General features: G+C 59.7%; 18 protein-coding genes and 1 tRNA gene. 7 read left to right on the top strand and 12 right to left on the bottom strand.

Annotated features, from left to right (window positions below):
- Nucleotides 1-9: 9 nt before the first annotated feature.
- The 5 genes from AC1Q6Y_RS27635 to AC1Q6Y_RS27615 all read right to left on the bottom strand — a co-directional run bounded on the left by AC1Q6Y_RS27635 (nucleotide 10) and on the right by AC1Q6Y_RS27615 (nucleotide 5,900).
- On the bottom strand, nucleotides 10-1,740 hold the full coding sequence (locus AC1Q6Y_RS27635; protein WP_492625618.1) for a fumarate reductase/succinate dehydrogenase flavoprotein subunit: 1,731 nt from the start codon (nucleotides 1,738-1,740) through the stop codon (nucleotides 10-12).
- Complete coding sequence (locus AC1Q6Y_RS27630) at nucleotides 1,737-2,489, bottom strand: GntR family transcriptional regulator (RefSeq protein ID WP_340312164.1); 753 nt, start codon at nucleotides 2,487-2,489, stop codon at nucleotides 1,737-1,739. Before AC1Q6Y_RS27630 ends, AC1Q6Y_RS27635 begins: the two co-directional genes overlap by 4 nt.
- Before the next feature lie 231 nt (nucleotides 2,490-2,720).
- Entirely contained in the window at nucleotides 2,721-3,689 is a 969-nt protein-coding gene (locus tag AC1Q6Y_RS27625) for a Gfo/Idh/MocA family protein (protein WP_492625617.1), read from the bottom strand.
- A 16-nt stretch (nucleotides 3,690-3,705) separates the two neighbouring features.
- A complete protein-coding gene (locus AC1Q6Y_RS27620; RefSeq protein ID WP_090455703.1) occupies nucleotides 3,706-4,593 on the bottom strand; it encodes a Dyp-type peroxidase in 888 nt (295 codons plus the stop codon).
- Nucleotides 4,594-4,859: 266 nt separating this feature from the next.
- Nucleotides 4,860-5,900 (bottom strand): AraC family transcriptional regulator, encoded by a 1,041-nt coding sequence (locus AC1Q6Y_RS27615; protein ID WP_492625616.1) that lies wholly within the window; start codon nucleotides 5,898-5,900, stop codon nucleotides 4,860-4,862.
- Between the two features lie 208 nt (nucleotides 5,901-6,108).
- On the opposite strand from AC1Q6Y_RS27615, the gene AC1Q6Y_RS27610 reads away from it, so the two are divergent.
- Nucleotides 6,109-7,053, top strand: coding sequence for a SphA family protein (locus AC1Q6Y_RS27610; protein ID WP_090455709.1), 945 nt, complete (start codon nucleotides 6,109-6,111; stop codon nucleotides 7,051-7,053).
- A 125-nt stretch (nucleotides 7,054-7,178) separates the two neighbouring features.
- Here the strand turns inward: AC1Q6Y_RS27610 and AC1Q6Y_RS27605 are convergent, their stop codons facing one another.
- The 3 genes from AC1Q6Y_RS27605 to AC1Q6Y_RS27595 all read right to left on the bottom strand — a co-directional run bounded on the left by AC1Q6Y_RS27605 (nucleotide 7,179) and on the right by AC1Q6Y_RS27595 (nucleotide 10,265).
- A complete protein-coding gene (locus tag AC1Q6Y_RS27605; protein ID WP_492625632.1) occupies nucleotides 7,179-8,387 on the bottom strand; it encodes a DSD1 family PLP-dependent enzyme in 1,209 nt (402 codons plus the stop codon).
- 74 nt (nucleotides 8,388-8,461) lie between these two features.
- Nucleotides 8,462-9,856, bottom strand: a complete 1,395-nt coding sequence (locus AC1Q6Y_RS27600; RefSeq protein ID WP_492625615.1) for a D-arabinono-1,4-lactone oxidase — start codon at nucleotides 9,854-9,856, stop codon at nucleotides 8,462-8,464.
- A 22-nt stretch (nucleotides 9,857-9,878) separates the two neighbouring features.
- Nucleotides 9,879-10,265 (bottom strand): c-type cytochrome, encoded by a 387-nt coding sequence (locus AC1Q6Y_RS27595; RefSeq protein WP_492625631.1) that lies wholly within the window; start codon nucleotides 10,263-10,265, stop codon nucleotides 9,879-9,881.
- A 263-nt stretch (nucleotides 10,266-10,528) separates the two neighbouring features.
- Between AC1Q6Y_RS27595 and AC1Q6Y_RS27590 the strand changes: the two genes are divergently transcribed.
- Entirely contained in the window at nucleotides 10,529-12,154 is a 1,626-nt protein-coding gene (locus AC1Q6Y_RS27590; RefSeq protein ID WP_492625614.1) for an NADP-dependent glyceraldehyde-3-phosphate dehydrogenase, read from the top strand.
- A 35-nt stretch (nucleotides 12,155-12,189) separates the two neighbouring features.
- Nucleotides 12,190-13,239, top strand: coding sequence for an FUSC family protein (locus AC1Q6Y_RS27585; protein WP_492625613.1), 1,050 nt, complete (start codon nucleotides 12,190-12,192; stop codon nucleotides 13,237-13,239).
- 16 nt (nucleotides 13,240-13,255) lie between these two features.
- On the opposite strand, the gene AC1Q6Y_RS27580 is transcribed toward AC1Q6Y_RS27585, so the two are convergent.
- Nucleotides 13,256-14,149, bottom strand: a complete 894-nt coding sequence (locus tag AC1Q6Y_RS27580) for a DMT family transporter (protein ID WP_492625612.1) — start codon at nucleotides 14,147-14,149, stop codon at nucleotides 13,256-13,258.
- 136 nt (nucleotides 14,150-14,285) lie between these two features.
- Between AC1Q6Y_RS27580 and AC1Q6Y_RS27575 the strand changes: the two genes are divergently transcribed.
- Together AC1Q6Y_RS27575 and AC1Q6Y_RS27570 are read left to right on the top strand one after the other, a co-directional pair.
- Entirely contained in the window at nucleotides 14,286-14,723 is a 438-nt protein-coding gene (locus AC1Q6Y_RS27575) for an Lrp/AsnC family transcriptional regulator (protein WP_090455719.1), read from the top strand.
- Nucleotides 14,724-14,779: 56 nt separating this feature from the next.
- Nucleotides 14,780-15,109 (top strand): YceK/YidQ family lipoprotein, encoded by a 330-nt coding sequence (locus AC1Q6Y_RS27570; protein ID WP_057714311.1) that lies wholly within the window; start codon nucleotides 14,780-14,782, stop codon nucleotides 15,107-15,109.
- 60 nt (nucleotides 15,110-15,169) lie between these two features.
- Here AC1Q6Y_RS27570 and AC1Q6Y_RS27565 read toward each other — a convergent pair whose 3' ends face one another.
- Nucleotides 15,170-15,841 carry a Bax inhibitor-1/YccA family protein gene (locus AC1Q6Y_RS27565; RefSeq protein ID WP_057714309.1) on the bottom strand — a complete coding sequence of 224 codons (672 nt, stop codon included), beginning with the start codon at nucleotides 15,839-15,841 and terminating at the stop codon, nucleotides 15,170-15,172.
- 123 nt (nucleotides 15,842-15,964) lie between these two features.
- Here AC1Q6Y_RS27565 and AC1Q6Y_RS27560 point away from each other — a divergent pair.
- Nucleotides 15,965-16,052: transfer RNA gene (locus AC1Q6Y_RS27560), tRNA-Ser, on the top strand.
- Between the two features lie 875 nt (nucleotides 16,053-16,927).
- Here the strand turns inward: AC1Q6Y_RS27560 and AC1Q6Y_RS27555 are convergent.
- Nucleotides 16,928-17,182, bottom strand: coding sequence for a hypothetical protein (locus AC1Q6Y_RS27555; RefSeq protein ID WP_492625611.1), 255 nt, complete (start codon nucleotides 17,180-17,182; stop codon nucleotides 16,928-16,930).
- 102 nt (nucleotides 17,183-17,284) lie between these two features.
- Here AC1Q6Y_RS27555 and AC1Q6Y_RS27550 point away from each other — a divergent pair, with 102 nt between their 5' ends.
- Entirely contained in the window at nucleotides 17,285-17,500 is a 216-nt protein-coding gene (locus tag AC1Q6Y_RS27550; RefSeq protein ID WP_492625610.1) for a hypothetical protein, read from the top strand.
- Here AC1Q6Y_RS27550 and AC1Q6Y_RS27545 read toward each other — a convergent pair.
- Nucleotides 17,487-17,859: hypothetical protein (locus tag AC1Q6Y_RS27545; RefSeq protein WP_492625609.1), on the bottom strand; the 373-nt coding region annotated here is incomplete at its 5' end. The two genes, AC1Q6Y_RS27550 and AC1Q6Y_RS27545, sit on opposite strands and share 14 nt — an antisense overlap.

The following is a 17,859-nucleotide window of genomic DNA, read 5'->3' as shown; positions in this document are numbered from 1 at the left end:
GGGTGATGCTCAGGCGGCATCCGCGCCGACCCGCAGACGGTCGTAGGCCTGCATCTCGTCGGCATCGAGCGGGATGATGTAAGGCTCGACGGCTTTCTTGAAACTGCTCATCAAACCGTTCTCGTCTTTCTTCAGGTGGCAATGGCAAAACCAGTCGCGGTCGTTGCGTTGCGGGTGATCGACGCGATGGTGGTAAAGCCCCCAGCGGCTTTCGGCACGGAACAATGAAGCGCGGGCGGCCATTTCGGCGCAGTCGCGGATCATGCTGACTTCCATGGCGCGCATCAGCTCGTGGGCGTTGTGCGCCTTGATCTGGTCGAGATCACGCTGGATGTCGCTGAAGCGTTGCAGGCCGATCTGCATCTTCCTGGTCACTTTCGGCGGTTGCAGGTAGTCGTTGACCAAGCGCCGCAGCTTGTATTCGACCTGGGCTGGCGGCAGGCCGTGCTCACGCTCCAGTGGTGCGTAGACCCGTTGTTTTTCGGTTTCGATCTGCCGGGCATCCAGCGCTGCAAACTCGCGCCCGGCGACAAAATCCGCCGCGTTCTGGCCAGCGAACCACCCATAGGTAAACGCACCGAGCATGTAGTTGTGCGGCACCGCAGCCATGTCTCCCGCCGAGTACAAGCCCTTGACCGAGGTCTCGGCCTTCTCGTTGACCCACACCCCCGACGCCGAATGCCCGCTGCAAAAACCGATTTCCGAGATGTGCATCTCGACCATCTGCGTGCGGTAGTCGGTGCCGCGATTGGCGTGGAACTGGCCGCGACTCGGACGCTCGTTGCTGTGCAGGATCTCTTCGATGTTCTGGATGGTTTCCTCGGCCAGATGATCGAGCTTGAGGAACACCGGGCCATTGCCGCTTTCCAGTTCCTGATGGAACTCCCACATCATCTGCCCGCTCCAGTAGTCGCACTCGATGAAGCGTTCGCCCTTGTTGTTGGCGGTGTAGCCGCCCAACGGGCCGGTGACGTAGGCGCAGGCCGGGCCGTTGTAATCCTTGATCAGCGGGTTGATCTGGAAGCATTCCAGGTTCGCCAGTTCGGCCCCGGCGTGGTAGGCCATCGAGTAGCCGTCGCCGGCATTGGTCGGGTTTTCGTAGGTGCCCATCAGGTAGCCCGAAGACGGCAACCCCAGGCGTCCGGCGGCACCGCAGGCGAGGATCACCGCCTTGGCCTTGATCACGTGGAAGTCCGCCGTGCGGCAGTCGAAGCCCATCACGCCGTTGACCGCGCCCTCTTCATCTGTCAGCAATCGGGTGCAGACCAGGCGATTGGTGATACTCACCCGCGCGCGCTTCAACTGCCGATAGAGGACTTTCTTGATGTCGTGCCCTTCCGGCATCGGCAACACATAAGCGCCCATGTGGTGGACCTTTTTCACCGCGTAGTCACCGGTTTCGTCCTTCTCGAATTTCACGCCCCAGCGGTCCAGTTGTTCGATCGTTTCGAAACTGTGGGTGGCATAGGCGTACACCGCGGCCTGATTGACGATGCCGTCGTTGGCGATGGTGATTTCCTTGGTGTACTGCTCCGGCGTCGAGTGGCCGGGAATGATCGCGTTGTTCAGGCCGTCCATGCCCATGCTGATCGCGCCGCTGCGCTTGACGTTGGCCTTGTCGATCAACAACACCCGCAGGTCGCGGTTGCGTTCCTTGGCCTTGATCGCCGCCATGGGGCCGGCGGTGCCGCCGCCGATCACGACGATGTCGTATTCCTGCTCCAAAGTGCTTCGGGTCATGCCTGCTCCCCTTTTTGCCGGTCGATCCGCAGGCGGTACTGGAAGGCATCGCCACGGTAGTAAAGGTGTTCGAAGTCCAGCGGCCGACCGTCGACATCGTGGGTCAGGCGTTCGATGTGCATGATTGGCGAGCCAGGTTCAACGTTCAGCGCGTGGGTCAGGTCGCTGTCGGCCAGTACCGCATCGATGGCCAGGTCGGCGTGCCCCAGGGTCAGGCCGCAGTCGTTTTCCAGGATCAGGAAAATATCGCGGGTGACCAGGTCGGCTTTTTCCAGGCGCTCGCCAATGGCCTTGGGCAGGTAAGTGATTTCCAGGGAAACCGGCTCGCGATTGATCAGGCGCACACGTTTGATCTGCGCCACGACCTCGCCTTCGGCGACCTGCAAACGCTCGGCCACGAGCTTGTCGGCGGCAATGAATTTGAAGCTGCGCAGGCGGTTGATCACCTCATAGCCGCGATCGGTCATGGACTCGGCCAGGCCTTGCAGGGTGCTGACGTTCTGGAAGGTTTTCGGCTTGGCGACGAAAGTGCCCTTGCCGTGGATCTTGAAGATCAGCCCTTCCTTTTGCAGATCGCCCAAGGCCTGGCGCACGGTGATGCGGCTGACCTTGAACAACGCGCCAAGTTCGCTTTCTGAAGGCATCTGGCTGTCTTGCGGGTATTCGCCGTCGAGGATGCGGGCGCGCAGCACATCTCGCAGCTGGGTGTGCAACGGGACGCTGCTCAGGGATAGAACGTTATCGGTCATGGCAGATCACTTGTTATAACGAGTTATGACGTGATCTTAGATAAGTTATGACAGGGTTGAGAAATACCGAATGCGCATAAGGTTAGATGCACAACGCAATCCAAAACTGTAGGAGCGAGCCTGCTCGCGATAAACCCGAGAACGCCGTGGGGTGTCAGGCTTCCAGCGTTATCGTTGACGACCATCGCGAGCAGGCTCGCTCCCACAGGGGATTGTGTGTGATCTGAAGAATCAGTGCCGCTTGAGAATCTGGTCCATCACCCAATCGGTCTTCAGCGCCTGCTCGGCCACGGCGGGGTGCTGCGTCTCGTCACGAATATGCGCATTCATACCCAATACGTGGTGCCATTGGATATGTGCGTGATGCTCGATGGTCAGGCTGAGGTGCTCGCCAGCGTGCAGCTCGACCGGGTGTTCATCGAACACTGAAAAAGTGATCCGGCCTTCGCTGCCAATCACTTCGACCCGGTCTTCGCGACGGTCTGCAACGAAGTTCCAGCAGCCCATGCCCAGTGCCCCGCTGGCAAACCGCCAAGTGGCGCTGACGGCATCTTCGGCCGCGTACAAACCGGCCTGCCGCGCGGTGAACCCGGCGACTTCGACGATATCGCCGAACAGGTACTGAAACAGGTCCAGGCCATGGCTGGCCAGATCGGCGAAGTAACCTCCACCGGCAATTGCCGGGTCGGTGCGCCAGTTATCGGTGCCGCTCCGGTCCGCTGCCGACGGGGCTTTGGTGAGGGTCCAGCTCAGGTGCCGGACCTCGCCGATCCGCCCCTCTTCCAGCCATTGCCGCACTTGCCGGAAGCGTGGCAGCGAACGTCGGTAATAGGACACGAACAGGTGCAACCCGGCATCGGCAAACACCTGCTGCATTTCACGGCTTTGCCCGGCATTCAGCGCCATCGGTTTTTCCACGCAGCAATGCTTGCCGGCCGCGGCCACCTGCAAAGCATAGGCGTGATGGCTGTCGGGCGGCGTGGCGATGTACACCGCGTCGACCTCGGGATCGTTGATCAGCGCCTGCGCATCGGTGTAGACCCGAGCGATGCCGTGGCGCGTGGCGTAGTCGGTGACGGCTTCCAGGCGCCGGCCCATCACAGCGACCAACGCCGATCCGGGCGCCTTGTAGAAGGCCGGCCCGCTTTTGCGTTCAGCGACACTGCCACAGCCGATCATGCCCCAGCGCACCAGGTTCATAGGCACTCCTTGCGGCTCAGCCGACGCGCAATGCGCGCAGGTCCAGTCGACCGTCCTTGAGCGGCGGGCACCAGTAGTAGCCACCGGTGATCGGACGGCTGATGCGGTACAGACCGTCGGTGATGCCGTCTTCCAGGCCACTCATGCGGCGCAGTTGGGCTTCGAAGGCGTCGAGGGAAAAACCGAAGGCCAGGAACATCAGGCCGGCACGGTCACCTTCGATCCACGGCATCGAGCGGCGCACCACGAAGGCTTCAGGCGCAAAGCTTTCCTGGGCGGTGCGTTTGACGTGGGCGGAAACCGGCGCGTCGTCGATCTCTTCGTTATCGCTCAAGCGACGGCCCATGATGTTGTCTTTTTCATCCGCCGACAGCCCATGAAAACCTTTCAAGTCATGCTGCCACTGCTGGATCGCGGCGAAGCTGCCACCCACCGTGCCGTCCGCGCCCTCACCCACCAGGGCGGCGGTCACGGCGGCTGCGTCGTGGGGGTTCTCGGTGCCATCTTCGTAGCCGGTCAGGTCATGGCCAGTCATGTGGCGGAAGGTTTCGTTCATCTGCACCAGGCGCAACGCCGGGGCCAGTGCCGCCGAGATGGCGTTGCTGCGGTTGAGCAATTCGCCACGGTCTTCACCGTGCAGCCAGCACCAGAGCGCGTGTTGGGTCGACGGATTGTCGACGCCGACGCCAGTCAGTGCCGGGAAAGTGCGCAGGCCTTCGATCTGCCCATCCAGCGCCTTGACCAGGGATTCGCCGAAGCCGACGACAGCCGATTTCCCGTCCACCAGTTGCATCAAGTTGTCGAGCGCGGCCGGCAGTGCCGCAACGGATTCGAGGGCGAAGAACATATGGCGAGCTTGAGGCGGAACGGGGGTGGCGAGAATGCCCGGCTGGTAATGACTCATATGAACTCCTTGAAAAAGAGCATGGAGTTTAACCGGAGTACGAGGGTTTGTGTGCCGTCAGAGGCCAGGAACCTGTGGCAAAGGGGGTTTGTGTGGCGAGCGGGCTTGTGTGGCGAGGGGGCTTGTCGGATCGCCGCACCGCCCCGTTGGAGCGCGTAGCGCTCCCCTATATTTTCAGTCATACCGAGTCGCCAGGTTTTGGGGGCTGCTTCGCAACCCAACGGGGGCAAGCCCCCTCGCCACACAAGCCCCCTCGCCACAGAAGATCAAACCACGCCGGGGCTTTCGTTGCGGAACGCACTCGGGCTCTTGCCGGTCCAGCGCCTGAAAGCCCGGCGAAAGCTGCGCACGTCGCTGTAGCCGACTTCCTCGGTGATGCGTTCGATGGACATGTCCGGGTTGGCCAGCAGGCTCATGGTGCGGGCCTGGCGCACTTGTTCCAGCAGCGTTTCGAACGTCAGCGCATGTTCGGTGAGACGGCGGCGCAAGGTGCGGCTGCTCATGTTCAGGTCGCCGGCGATTTTCTCGATGTGGCTGCCCTCGGTCAGGTCCCGGGCAATCGCCCGTTCCACCGCCTGGATCAGATCCATTTTCTGGTGCACCTGCGCGGCTTCCAGTTCGAGCAGTTTCACGGCCTGACGCAGGGCCAGGGAATGATGATTGGGCAAGTGAACGCCCAGCCAATGCGCATCGATCACCATGCGGTTTTGCAGGCAACCGAAACGCACGTCCGGCCCCAGCAGGCGCGAATACTCGCCGAGATAGTCCGGCGCGGCATGCACGAACTCCACGGCCGTCGGCTTGAAATCCGCCCCGACCAGCGCCCGGCCGTACACCAGCAGGCTGGCGAAAAACTCCTCGACCGCGAACAACTGCACGTCGGCGAACGGCAAGCGGCATTCAACGTCGATAAACACCCGATCCCCCGCCTCCTCCACACTCGACACGACAATGCCGCCAGAGGTGTGTTGATGACGAATGCCCAGTTCGAAGGCATCGCGCAGGGTCTTGCACAGCGACAACACATGCCCCAACAACCCCAGCGTGCCGAGCACATTCTGCGCGCCGACCCACAAGCCCAGCCCCTGATTGGGCAGGACTTTGAGCGCGCGCTGAATCATGGCCACGGCCTGGCGGTAGGAAATGCGCTGTGCCGGGTCCTGCAGGTCTTCAAAGTCAAAGCCCAACCCTCGGCACAGGCTCTCGGGGTGGATGCCTTTTTGCTCGGCGACTTCGGCCAGCGTCTGCAGGAGAAACGGCGACACCAGCGCCAGTTCAAAGGTGGGATCGATCACTTTCATTTGCATGGGGCTATACATTCCGGGTCGAGCTGCATTCTTATTTTTGTAACCGGTTATGTCGAAGGAAGTTAGCACAGGGCTCAAAGACTGTCCGCAGAAGTCCCCCTAAATGGCCGCCAATACCCTGCCTTGCAGGGCACAGACAGCTTATTTCTATGTTGCGGCCCTCGTATGGATGCCGGACAGCCCGACAACAATAATAATGAGTACACCCATGATCCCGACCCGCACGACACTCCCCCTGACGGCCATTGGCCTGGCCGGCGTCTGCGCCCTGCAACCGGCACTGGCCACCGAGACTGGCGTGGACAACATCGGCACCGGCACCGACGGTTTTTTCATGTTGCCGCTTTCGCCCGACAGCCTTCCGGACAACATGGTTGCGTTCAACCTCTACTACAACCACTACAAAGCCACGAAGCTCAATATCAGCTCGCTCGGCGGCAAGGTGCCGAACGTCGAGATCGAGTCCACGGCGGTCATTCCGCGCCTGGATTACCTCAGCCCGGTGCGCGTGTTTGGCGGCCGGCTGGCCGGCTACATCGCGCAGCCCTGGCTCAAGCAGGAAGTCTCGGTGTTCGGCTTGCAGGACACCCGCGAAGGCATGGGCGACACCACGGTCGCGCCGATCATCCTCTGGGACATGGGCCCGAATCTGACCCTCGGCGCCGCCATCGAAATCACCGTGCCGACCGGCGAGTACAGCGTTGACCGCCTGGCCAACACCAGCAACAACTTCTACACCTACAAACCGTTGTTCTCCTTCACCTGGCTGCCGACGGACAGAACCGAGGTGTCGATGAAGACCACCTACAGTTTCAACGAGAAAAACAAGGACACCGACTACAAGTCGGGGCAGATTTTCCACTTCGATTATTCCGCCAGTTTCAAGATCACCGACGACCTGATGCTCGGGTTGAACGGCTACTACCTCAAGCAAACCACCGACGACAAACAGTTCGGCCACACCGTGCAGTTCAATGGCCAGGACGTGAACGACGGGGTGCGCGGCCAGGTGTTTGCCATTGGTCCGGCGCTGCACTGGACCTTTCTCGAATACGCCAGCGCGGAGATTCGCTGGGCCAAGGAGTTCGACGTGGAAAACCGGCCTGAAGGGGAAATGCTTTGGGCCAAGGTCAGCATTCCGTATGCGTTTTGACTGAACTGACGCCATCGCGAGCAAGCTCGCTCCCACAGGGGGGGATGCATTCCAACTGGGAAATGCATTCCAAATTGTGGGAGCGAGCTTGCTCGCGATGACGGCGGAACAAACACTGAAAAACTTCAGGAATACACAGGCCAGCTATCCACAATCCGCCCACCCCGAACCGCCAGCAAATCCCCGAACTGCAACAACACCGACTCCGTCTGGGCAGGCCGCAAGAACACCTGGTCCTCAACCGTCAGCCCCACCGCGGCCGAACCATTGACCATTTCCTGGTTCGAGCTGCGGCCATACACGCCATTGCTCTGCAACCCCGCTGGCGATTCGAACTCCGCCATCCAGTTACCGCCATAGATGAAATACGTCTCGCGCTGATTGGTGTCCCACCAGGAAAACAGCCTGGACTTGCCATCCAGCGCCGGAATATTCACAGCCCCGGTGCTTTTCAGCACCGGCGTGGCGATAAAAGCGGCCGGCACATGCTCCGCCAGTGACGGCAAATCATAATGAGTGGGCTTGAGCAGCCCCGTCCCCACCGACACTTCGCTGCTGAGCTGTTCGTGTTCATGCATGCGATAGCTCGGGCTGCCGGCCGTATTGAGGGTCAGCCCTTCGCGCCACAGACCGGGGTATTGCTGACGGGTGAAATCGACGCAGCGGTTGTAAACCACCATTACCTTGGCGAACAGCTCCTCGGGCGAGCCCAGGATCCCCGGCACGCCCATGCCCACGAACGGGTCGTAGCCCATGTACCCGGCGAATTCCAGGTGCTGCGGGTGCTGGCTGATCAGCGCCAGCATCTGCCCGAGTACGCCAAGGTCGCTGACGCCACCGCGATGCAGCCCGACATCCAGTTCGATGTTCACCCGTACTCGCGTGCCCAGCCCTTGAGCCAGGGCGAGGTATTGCTGCAAGCGTTGCGGCGTATCGAGCAACCATTGCAATTGCTTCGAAGGGTCGAAAGGTCCCTTGTGCGACTGATAGAACAACTCGGCCGAACGCACCGGTAGCGGCTTGCCCAGCAGAATGTCGGCCTCGGCAAACTGCACCGCGTCATGATTGAGAAACGGTTGGTGAAACGACATCAGCCGTTGCGTACCGGCGCGCTGGACGATGTAGGCCAGAAGCCCCGGTGCCGGCAGTGATTTTTCCACCAGGCGCAGGTGCTTGCCGGCGCGCTTGACCGATTGCATCACCACATCGATGTTGTGATCCAGCCGATCAAGGTCGATCAGCATCACCGGTCGCATCGGGCCGTGGTCCTTGAGTTCGCGGTTCAGCGCAAGGAAGTAATCGCTGTACGGCGCGCCTCGGTCACCCGGCCGCAGCCACGCCCCGACACCCACCAACAAGGCGCCGACACCGGCGGTGCCGAGCAAGAAATTGCGGCGATTGACGGCCATCAGCTCACCCCCAGAATGGATGACAAGTGCGCGTTGAGAAATTTGCCGCTGGGGTCGAGCGCCTGCCGCACCTGGATGAATTCCTGCCAGCGCGGGTACAGCGACTGCAGGTTTTTCGCATTCAGCGTGTGCAACTTGCCCCAGTGCGGCCGGCCGTTGTACTTCCAGAAAATCGGCTCGATGGCGGCGAAGAAGTTGTGATGATCCATCTGGTAATGCTGGTGGACCGAGATCGAACAGCTGTCGCGACCTTCGAACATGCTCAGGGGAATGTCGTCGGCCTTGACGTAACGGTACTCGATCGGAAACCAGGTGCGCAGGTCCTTGTCCTGGATCAGTTTGAGGATCTCGCGCAAACAGGCTGGGCCGTATTCGGCCGGCACGGAGTATTCCATTTCATTGAAACGTACCGTGCGCACGTTGGCATAGATGTCGAACGAGTCACCCACCCGGTCATCGAAACTGGCAAGGTGGCGCAAGTTATTGAGCATCGTGCGACGCAGGTCCGGGAAGTCGCTGGCGTATTTGTCGATCTTCTCGATCAGCGTGACAAACTCGTTGCCGCCCTCCTCATCCGCCGGGACCGGTGGTGTAGCCGGGTCGCCGGTTTCGTTCAGGGCGATCGACAAGGCGTAGTCGGAATGCGTCACCACGAGCATTTCCCAGTGCTGGTTTTCCCGGGTGTTCTTGTCGAGGTCTTCCAGTAACTCTTCGGTTTTAGCGATCCATTGGCGCTCCCGCAATCGATACGCCGGGCGGTTTTGCAGGCGTACCCTGGTGGCCACGCCCAGCGCGCCCAGGGACACCCTCGCGGCACTGAACACTTCAGGATGGCGGCTGGCATCGCAGTCGAGCACGTCGCCGTTGGCGGCCACCAACTGCAAGCCGCAGACATGCGCCGAATACGATTGAAAGTCTTTGCCGGTGCCGTGGGTCGAGGTCGAGATCGCGCCGGCAAGGGTCTGGTAATCGATATCAGCCATGTTTTGCAGGGCCTGGCCGATGTCCTTGAGCGGCGTGCCCATGCGTGACATCGGCGTGCCGGCGGCGAACTCGGCCTGCAGCGTTTGCCGATCGTGATCGAGCAAACCCGTGAAATAGCTCAGCGACAGCAAGGTGCCGTCGGTGGGCACCAGCGCACTGAAGGAATGCGCCGAGCCCACCGGACGAATCTTGCCGGGGGCCTGGCGCACCACTTGCGTCAACTCATCCAGGTTCTTGGGCGCCAACCGCGCCGCCGGCAGGCAACTCTGGCCTCCCGACCAATTGCGCCAGGGAATCAGGCGTGGCGCGCGCAGCAGCTCGGCCACTGCCGGCGTTGAGCCGAGCGCGGTAAAGGCGCCAATGACGCTCGCCCGTTGCAACAACTGACGCCGTGTCAGGTCCATCGTCATGAATCGCACCCTGCCGTTCTTGTTATTGGATTTGCTGGCCGGACATAAAGGCAATCAGCGCCAGGAACTGTTCTTGCGAACACTGCATGCACATCCCCATCGGCGGCATGCCGTTGTAACCGTTGATCGCGTGATCGAGCAGCGTGTCGGCGCCCTGTAATACCCGTGGTTGCCAGGCCTTGATATCGCCGGTCAGCGGCGCCCCGGCCGCCGGATTGGCATGGCAAAGCTTGCAGCTGTTGTCGTAGACCTGCGCGAGTTCCGCGTCGGCGGGCCTCGCGGCACCTGCTTCGCTGCGGGTCGGCGGGTTGTTCGACTCTTTGCCGCACCCTGCAAGCAACGCCGCAAAGACACAGCCCACCAAGGCCAAACAAAGGCTAGGCTTTTCAGTTAATCGGCTTGCCCGCATGGCTGTCCTCTCAATGGCTGCCCGGCCAGCCGGGTGCACTTTTTTGTTGTGATCAAGGAGAGTCAACATTAAGGCACCCCGCGCGGGCAGGTTGAGGGCATTGGGGGCCAACAAGGGGCGCTTCTGAGGCCATGACGCAAGGCACCGATAAGTCCCCGGACATCATGCTGTTCGGCAAAACCCTGAGATGAGTCATGACAAGCGTTGCTGAGGTCTGCTAAAACGATTCACCAGTGCATCAGCCAATCCAGAGGGGTAGCGACATGACCACAGCCAATATTCTCCAGAACCTGTTCCCTAGCCCCGCCGAGATCCCGGAAAAGTACCGCCTTGACGGCCAGACCGAGCAGCGCGAGTACCTGGTCGATGGCCAACTCAGAACCTGGAACGGGCCGCTGGCCCTGGTCCGCAGCCCGGTATACCTGGCAGGCCCGAATGGCGATGAACAGGTGATCCTCGGCAGCACACCGCTGCTGGATGCCGACACCGCCTTGACCGCTCTGGACGCAGCGGTCCGTGCCTACGACCGTGGCCAGGGCCTGTGGCCGACCATGCGCGTGGCCGAACGCATCCAGCACGTCGAAACCTTCCTCGGGCGCATGCGCGAGCAGCGCGACGCCGTGGTCAAGTTGCTGATGTGGGAAATCGGCAAGAACCTCAAGGACTCGGAAAAGGAGTTCGACCGCACCTGCGACTACATCGTCGACACCGTCAACGCCCTGAAGGAACTCGATCGCCGCTCCAGCCGTTTCGAACTGGAACAGGACACCCTCGGCCAGATCCGTCGCGTGCCGATGGGCGTGGCCCTGTGCATGGGGCCTTACAACTATCCGTTGAACGAAACCTTCACCACGCTGATCCCGGCGCTGATCATGGGCAACACCGTGGTGTTCAAGCCGGCCAAGCTCGGCGTGCTGCTGATTCGCCCGCTGCTGGAAGCCTTCCGCGACAGCTTTCCGACCGGGGTGATCAACGTCATCTATGGCAGCGGCCGCGAGACGGTCAGTGCGCTGATGGCCAGCGGCAAGATCGACATCTTTGCCTTCATTGGCACCAACAAGGCCGCCAGTGACCTGAAAAAACTCCATCCGAGACCCCACCGCTTGCGCGCGGCGCTGGGCCTGGATGCGAAAAACCCGGGCATCGTCCTGCCGGAAGTGGATCTGGACAACGCGGTCAGTGAAGCGGTGACCGGTTCGCTGTCATTCAATGGCCAGCGCTGCACCGCCCTGAAGATCCTGTTTGTCCATGAAGACGTGGTCGAGTCCTTCATCGACAAATTCAATGCCAGGCTCGCCAACCTCAAACCCGGCATGCCCTGGGAAAGTGGCGTAGCCCTGACACCGCTGCCGGAATCGGGCAAGGTCGACTATCTGCATGCACTGGTGGCGGATGCCGAAAGCAAAGGCGCCAAGGTAGTCAACCCCAACGGTGGCGAGGCTCGTGCGTCATTCTTCTACCCGGCGGTGCTGTACCCGGTCACGCCGCAGATGCGGGTTTATCAGGAAGAACAGTTCGGTCCCGTCATCCCCATCGTGCCCTACCGTCATCTGGATACCGTGATCGACTACGTGCTGGAGTCGGACTTTGGCCAGCAATTGAGTATCTTCGGCACCAACCCGGTGGCGGTTGGCCGGCTGGTGGACACCTTCGCCAATCAGGTCGGGCGCATCAACCTCAATGCCCAGTGCCAGCGCGGCCCGGACACCTATCCCTTCAATGGTCGCAAGAACTCGGCCGAAGGCACCTTGTCGGTCCATGACGCACTGCGGGTGTTTTCGATCCGCACCCTGGTGGCCACCAAGTTCCAAGAGACCAACAAAGACCTGATCAGCGAGATCATCAGCGGCCGCAGTTCGAGCTTCCTGACCACCGACTACATCTTCTGAGGAGAGCCAGCCTGAGTACATCCAGAGCCCAACGATTGCCACCGCTGTTGCGCCGATTGCTGCGTCCGTTGCTGGACCCGTACCGGCGCTACCGCCATGCCCGGGTGATCCATGCGGTGCGGGTGTCGCTCGGGTTGCTGGCGACGATCCTGCTGACCACCGGCATCCATCTGCCCCACGGTGAGTGGGCGTCGGTGACCATGCTGGTGGTGATAGGCGGCTTGCAGCACCACGGCAACATCGGCAAGAAAGCCGCCGAGCGCGCCATTGGTACCTTGATCGGCGCCGGTGTCGGCCTGGTGTTGGTGGCACAACAGGCCTGGCTGGGGATGCCCTGGCTGACCTATTTCGCGATGTCGGTGGTCTGCGGGTTTTTCTCGTATCACGCCATCGGCAAGGGTGGTTACACGGCGCTGCTGTCGGCGATTACCGTGTTCATCGTCGCGGGGCACGGCGACAACCCGGTCACCGATGGCTTGTGGCGCGGGGTGGATATCCTGATCGGCATTGCCCTGGCCCTGGCGTTTTCCTTTGCCCTGCCGCTGTACGCGGTTTATTCCTGGCGCTACAACCTGGCCGATGCGCTGCGTGATTGCGCGAAAGTCTACGGGCGCATCGTTGACGGCCAGGCCATCACCGCCGACGAACACCTCAAGCTCATGACTCGCCTGAACGCGGCGATGGTGCAACTTCGCTCACTGATGCCCTCGGTGTCCAAGGAAGTGAAGATTTCCATGACCGAACTCGATGCCCTTCAACGCAACCTGCGCATGTGCGTCAGCACCCTGGAAATCCTCGGCAATACCCGACCGGATGCCAATGACCTCGAGGCGATGTCGCTGATGCAAACGGCATTGAAAGCCGAGCATCGACAGATTCGCGTGCAATTGATCGGCATGGCCCGGGCGTTGAAATCAGGCGCCGCCCAGCGGCTCAATCGCCCCGTGGATGTGCCGCTTGTCAGCCTTGATGCGCCGGTCTACAACGCGCTGGACGGGTATCGTTTGCTGACCCGGCAACTGGCCGCCAACGTCGGGGAGATGCGCCAGCGCTTGGCCAAGAGCGCACCGCGCTGGAACATCTGACGCTCCTGGTTGGCACTCAAGGCGTCACCGTGCGCCGAAACTTCAGCGACCAGCCTTGTTGCATGCCGGCAGCGGCCAACAGAATCGCCGCGACTCCAATCCATTGCAGTGGCTCCAGGCGATGACCGAAGGCAAACCAGTCGACGAAAATCGCCGCGATCGGGTAGATGAAGGACAGCGCGCCCGTCAACGCCGTCGGCAGTTTTTGAATCGCGCCGTACAACAACACATACATCACGCCGGTGTGGACCATACCCAGCGTCACCAGGCTGGCCCACGCGCTTGGCGCCTGCGGCAGCACCGAAAGATTCGCGAAGGGCGCGAGCAACAGCACACCTGTGCTGACCTGGATCAGCGCGATCAAATGCGGTGGGGTTCCAGTCAGGCGCTTGATGATCAACGCGGCAATTGCGTAGAGAAACGCCGCGCCCAACGCCAAGGCAATGCCCATCAGGTAATCGCTGCCGCTTTCGCCCTGGCTGCCATGGGCACTGACAATCGCCAGCATCCCGAGAAACGAAACGCCCAGCCAGGTCAGTTTCTGCGCGGTAATCTTTTCGTTGAGGAACAACGCCGCCAGCCCGACCAGCATGAACGGCTGGACGTTATAGACGGCAGTGCCGATGGCAATTGACGCCCGGGAATAGGACGCGAACAACAGCACCCAGTTGCCGACGATCGCCACACCGCTGAGCACTGCGAGCAGGAACGTGGTGCGGGTCAGAATGCCGGGGCGCAGAAAGCCGAAAGCCGCGCAAATGAGCAACAAGGTGCCAGCTCCGAACAGGCAGCGCCAGAACACCACATCCAGCACCGGTTGCCCGGACACCAGCACGAACCAGCCGATGGTGCCGGAGATCAGCATGGCGGCCGTCATTTCGAACGAACCGCGGTGTAGGGTTTTGTCCATCATCAGACTCCTGTGTTTGTGGCCAAAGTATGCCAATGCACCCAGGGGCTACTCCAGAGCAAAAAGCAGGCTAAACTCGGGATCTGCCTTTTTTATCAAGGCCTTTTTGAAAAAATGCCTAACAGAGGGTTTCGCCATGACCGATGACATCGACCAGCTGCTGATCACCGCGCTGATGGAGGACTCGCGACGCTCGCTCAAGGCCCTGGCGCAAATCAGCGGCCTGTCTTCCCCCAGTGTTGCCGAGCGTCTGCGCCGCCTGGAAGAGCGAGGCGTACTCAAGGGCTACACCGTTGAAATCGACCCGAAAAGCTTCGGCTATCAACTCCAGGCCATCGTGCGTATTCGCCCGTTGCCGGGGCAATTGCAGGAAGTGGAGCGGCAAATCATGGCCATTCCCGAATTCACCGAGTGCGACAAGGTCACCGGCGACGACTGTTTCATCGCGCGCCTGCATGTGCGCTCGATGGAACAACTGGACACCCTGCTCGACCGACTCAACACCCACGCTGAAACCAATACGGCGATCGTCAAGAAAACCCCGGTCAAGCGCCGGTTGCCGCCCATGGCGTGAGTGATATTTGTTTCAGACTGAAGTAGATTGATGGTTTCCGGCGAAGGATTGACGGCATGAAAACTCAGGCAATACTACTGGTGGCTACGATGTTGGCGGGTTGCGGCACGATTCAGACGGTTGTGCGCAGTGACGAAGTGGCCTCGAAAAGTCTCAAGGAACAAAAGAGTTACTGCGGCGCGGTACCGCGAATCTACAGCGGCGTGACCTACGACTTCTGCTACCTGAACGCGCCCCTCGAAGACGGCCGGGATGCGCAGGTACATGGTCCCGCCCCCGCTATCGTGCTGCTCGACGTGGTCGTGTCCGGGGCGATGGACACACTGCTGTTGCCCTACACCATCTACCGCCAACAAGCCGACGGCAGCATCGTCATTACAGAGTAGGCCTGGATTTGTGGTAATAAAAAACCCGCCTGAGCGGGTTTTTTAGTTCAAGGCCGAGGATCAGTCATCGCGGCTCATGATGCCGAACAGCTGCAACAAGCTGACGAACAGGTTGTAGATCGATACATACAGGCTGATGGTGGCCATGATGTAGTTACGCTCGCCGCCATGAATGATGGCGCTGGTCTGGAACAGAATGCAGACCGAGGAGAACAGCACGAAACCTGCGCTGATCGCCAGTTGCAGGCCGCTGATCTGGAAGAACAGGCTCGCCAGCGTCGCACCCAGCAGCACAAAGAAGCCTGCCGTGATGAAACCGCCGAGGAAGCTCATGTCCTTGCGGGTAATCAGCACATACGCCGACAGACCGCCGAACACCAGCGCCGTCATCGCGAAAGCCGAGCTGACCACTTCAGCGCCGCCCTGCATACCCAGGTAACGGTTGAGGATCGGGCCAAGCAGGAAACCCATGAAACCGGTCAGGGCAAATGCCGACACCAGGCCCCAGGCCGAATCACGGAGTTTGTTGGTGAGGAAGAAAAGACCATAGAAGCCGATCAGCACCACGAAAATGTTCGGGTAGCCAACATGCATCTGCTGGGCAACGTAGGCTGTCACACCGCTGAAAGCCAGGGTCAGGGCGAGCAAGCCGTATGTGTTGCGCAGGACGCGGCTAACCTCTAGCTGCTCAGCCTGCACGCTGTTATTAACTGCGTAATCCTGTTCGCGCATGGCGACACTCCTGTTGGTTTGAAACGTTCAGTCGCAAAGATCATAACAGACGCTCTGTAACAAGCTATGCAGAGAGTTTGACAGTGTGTTTCATTCAGGTATTATGGCGCCCGCAACGCAAACGGAGGTGTGGCCGAGTGGTTTAAGGCAACGGTCTTGAAAACCGTCGACTGTAACAGGTCCATGAGTTCGAATCCCATCGCCTCCGCCATCTTTATACGACAAAGCCCTGGTTTTTCAGGGCTTTGTCGTTTCTGCCGTTTGGAGAAATCTGACAGCCCACACTTCAGCCCATACCCTGAATAAAGTCTTGCTTTTAGACGGACGGATGGATTTCCCAATGGCCTGTCCGACAATGGCCTAACGCGCTGCCCAATAGTCAGTTGAAACCTTGAACACAATTGGTCGGTGTCGAGTTGCGGGCTTCCGGCCTTGGGGCGCTCTAATCCGTCGTAAATCGCGGAATCGACCCCCTGGCAGATCAGGTCAACCCGGTATTGAACGGATAGGAAGTAGCTCACCTTTATAGCGGAGTACGCTCAATACGCTGCGGCGATCGGTATTATTACTTCCTGCAGGTACCATAAAAATTCCACCAGCCCCATTGAACTGCCCATTTTTAATCAGCACTCGAAGATCTGCTTCGCTGCCCCCCATGAAAAACTCTGTCCTCGGGGTTAAAAGTGTAGATGTATTGCCCTTTTTTTGACCCCATCTTGAATTTATACGGATGACTGATAAGACCACCTCGGTTTATCCCAATCACGTCTTCCAGCAGTGCCAGCATACGCCCCCCTCTAAAAGCCGGTCCTTGCCAAATATCAGTAATAGCTCACCAAAATCAAAATCACCATCACTTTGCTGTGCATCCGGTCACAGATGGCGGCGCCTGATTGGGAGATGTGGCGGCGTACGCCACGACGTCGAGGAATGGCAGGAGACGGTGCCGACGCGCCTGATCAACCGCGCCGCATTGCCTGCCGATGAGTCAGCCCGCTTCGCAAGCATGTCGCGACCTGAAATCGCAGTTACGGAAAAGTGGTCGCGACAGCTGAATGAGTTTGCAAAGACCGGCCCCCAGACAAATTAAATGCAGCTTGCTGGCAGCCCATCAAAATCGATTGACTGCGTGTGGGTGAACAACCCGTCTTGCAAACCACGGATTTTGGAGAGCACCAGCACTGGCGTCTCTAGCCCAAAGAAAATGATAAATTCGTCACTATCACCCTTCCTATGGATGCAAGTGACATAGTTCTCCATTTCCTTGAAAGTGAGCCCTATAGCTTCACCAATAATTTTCTTTCGCCAAACTTCCGGTTTCTCTTCAGTTTTGTTGTTCACGACGAAATACTCAATTGCCATCGAACTAATAGCGTAGATCAAAAAACCATTTCCCACTATCGCATCCGATCACGGAGGGCGGCGCCTGACTGGAGCATCACCATGAAAAAGATCGTTGAGATCAAAGACGGCTTGGCGCAAGCGCTGACCGATGCGCACCAGCAGATGGTTGAGCACGATTGCCAGGGCTTCGACTACAAGATTGGCGAGTTCCGCGGGCTCAAAGTGCGCATCGTCGCGGAGCAGGAAGGATTAGGCGTCATGGACACGCTGGAAATCGACGGCGAGCTGAATTTCAAAGCGTTCAGCGACGCCTGACCCACCCCCACCCTTTTTGCGTGCTTTTCACAATCAATCGATGCTTTGTAGCCTCGATACGCGTAATCGCAGGCACCTGGCCCGACTGAGAATGGATCAACAAGAATTGTTGGGTGCGCTTGGTGTCAAAGATCTGTCTTGCTACCGTCATCTCCTCAATCAACTGTCGATTGACTGAGTAGTAGCCACAGTTCGGACATTTAAACTCATCAAAATTGGTCACCGGAAAAGCTTTCTCGGCGCTCTCGCGACATACGAGACAGACAGTGATGCTCATACGGATGTAGTGGTCAACTAATCCCGGACACGACGTTAAGTTTTTCTTCGGCGCGAGCTGGCGCCAGCCCGCCGTTGAATTG

This window comes from Pseudomonas sp. GW823-FHT06E10 (assembly GCF_058794995.1).
This window is presented reverse-complemented; position numbering and strand designations above follow the sequence as displayed.

Excerpts from the sequence above, each read along its gene's own strand:
- AC1Q6Y_RS27550 (WP_492625610.1), top strand. The coding sequence starts at position 17,285 with ATGAAAAAGATCGTTGAGATCAAAGACGGCTTGGCGCAAGCGCTGACC.
- AC1Q6Y_RS27575 (WP_090455719.1), top strand. The coding sequence starts at position 14,286 with ATGACCGATGACATCGACCAGCTGCTGATCACCGCGCTGATGGAGGAC.
- AC1Q6Y_RS27635 (WP_492625618.1), bottom strand. The coding sequence starts at position 1,740 with ATGACCCGAAGCACTTTGGAGCAGGAATACGACATCGTCGTGATCGGC.
- AC1Q6Y_RS27600 (WP_492625615.1), bottom strand. The coding sequence starts at position 9,856 with ATGACGATGGACCTGACACGGCGTCAGTTGTTGCAACGGGCGAGCGTC.
- AC1Q6Y_RS27615 (WP_492625616.1), bottom strand. The coding sequence starts at position 5,900 with ATGCAAATGAAAGTGATCGATCCCACCTTTGAACTGGCGCTGGTGTCG.
- AC1Q6Y_RS27565 (WP_057714309.1), bottom strand. The coding sequence starts at position 15,841 with ATGCGCGAACAGGATTACGCAGTTAATAACAGCGTGCAGGCTGAGCAG.
- AC1Q6Y_RS27580 (WP_492625612.1), bottom strand. The coding sequence starts at position 14,149 with ATGGACAAAACCCTACACCGCGGTTCGTTCGAAATGACGGCCGCCATG.
- AC1Q6Y_RS27625 (WP_492625617.1), bottom strand. The coding sequence starts at position 3,689 with ATGAACCTGGTGCGCTGGGGCATGATCGGCTGTGGCAGTGTCGCTGAA.
- AC1Q6Y_RS27590 (WP_492625614.1), top strand. The coding sequence starts at position 10,529 with ATGACCACAGCCAATATTCTCCAGAACCTGTTCCCTAGCCCCGCCGAG.
- AC1Q6Y_RS27620 (WP_090455703.1), bottom strand. The coding sequence starts at position 4,593 with ATGAGTCATTACCAGCCGGGCATTCTCGCCACCCCCGTTCCGCCTCAA.
- AC1Q6Y_RS27630 (WP_340312164.1), bottom strand. The coding sequence starts at position 2,489 with ATGACCGATAACGTTCTATCCCTGAGCAGCGTCCCGTTGCACACCCAG.
- AC1Q6Y_RS27610 (WP_090455709.1), top strand. The coding sequence starts at position 6,109 with ATGATCCCGACCCGCACGACACTCCCCCTGACGGCCATTGGCCTGGCC.
- AC1Q6Y_RS27570 (WP_057714311.1), top strand. The coding sequence starts at position 14,780 with ATGAAAACTCAGGCAATACTACTGGTGGCTACGATGTTGGCGGGTTGC.
- AC1Q6Y_RS27595 (WP_492625631.1), bottom strand. The coding sequence starts at position 10,265 with ATGCGGGCAAGCCGATTAACTGAAAAGCCTAGCCTTTGTTTGGCCTTG.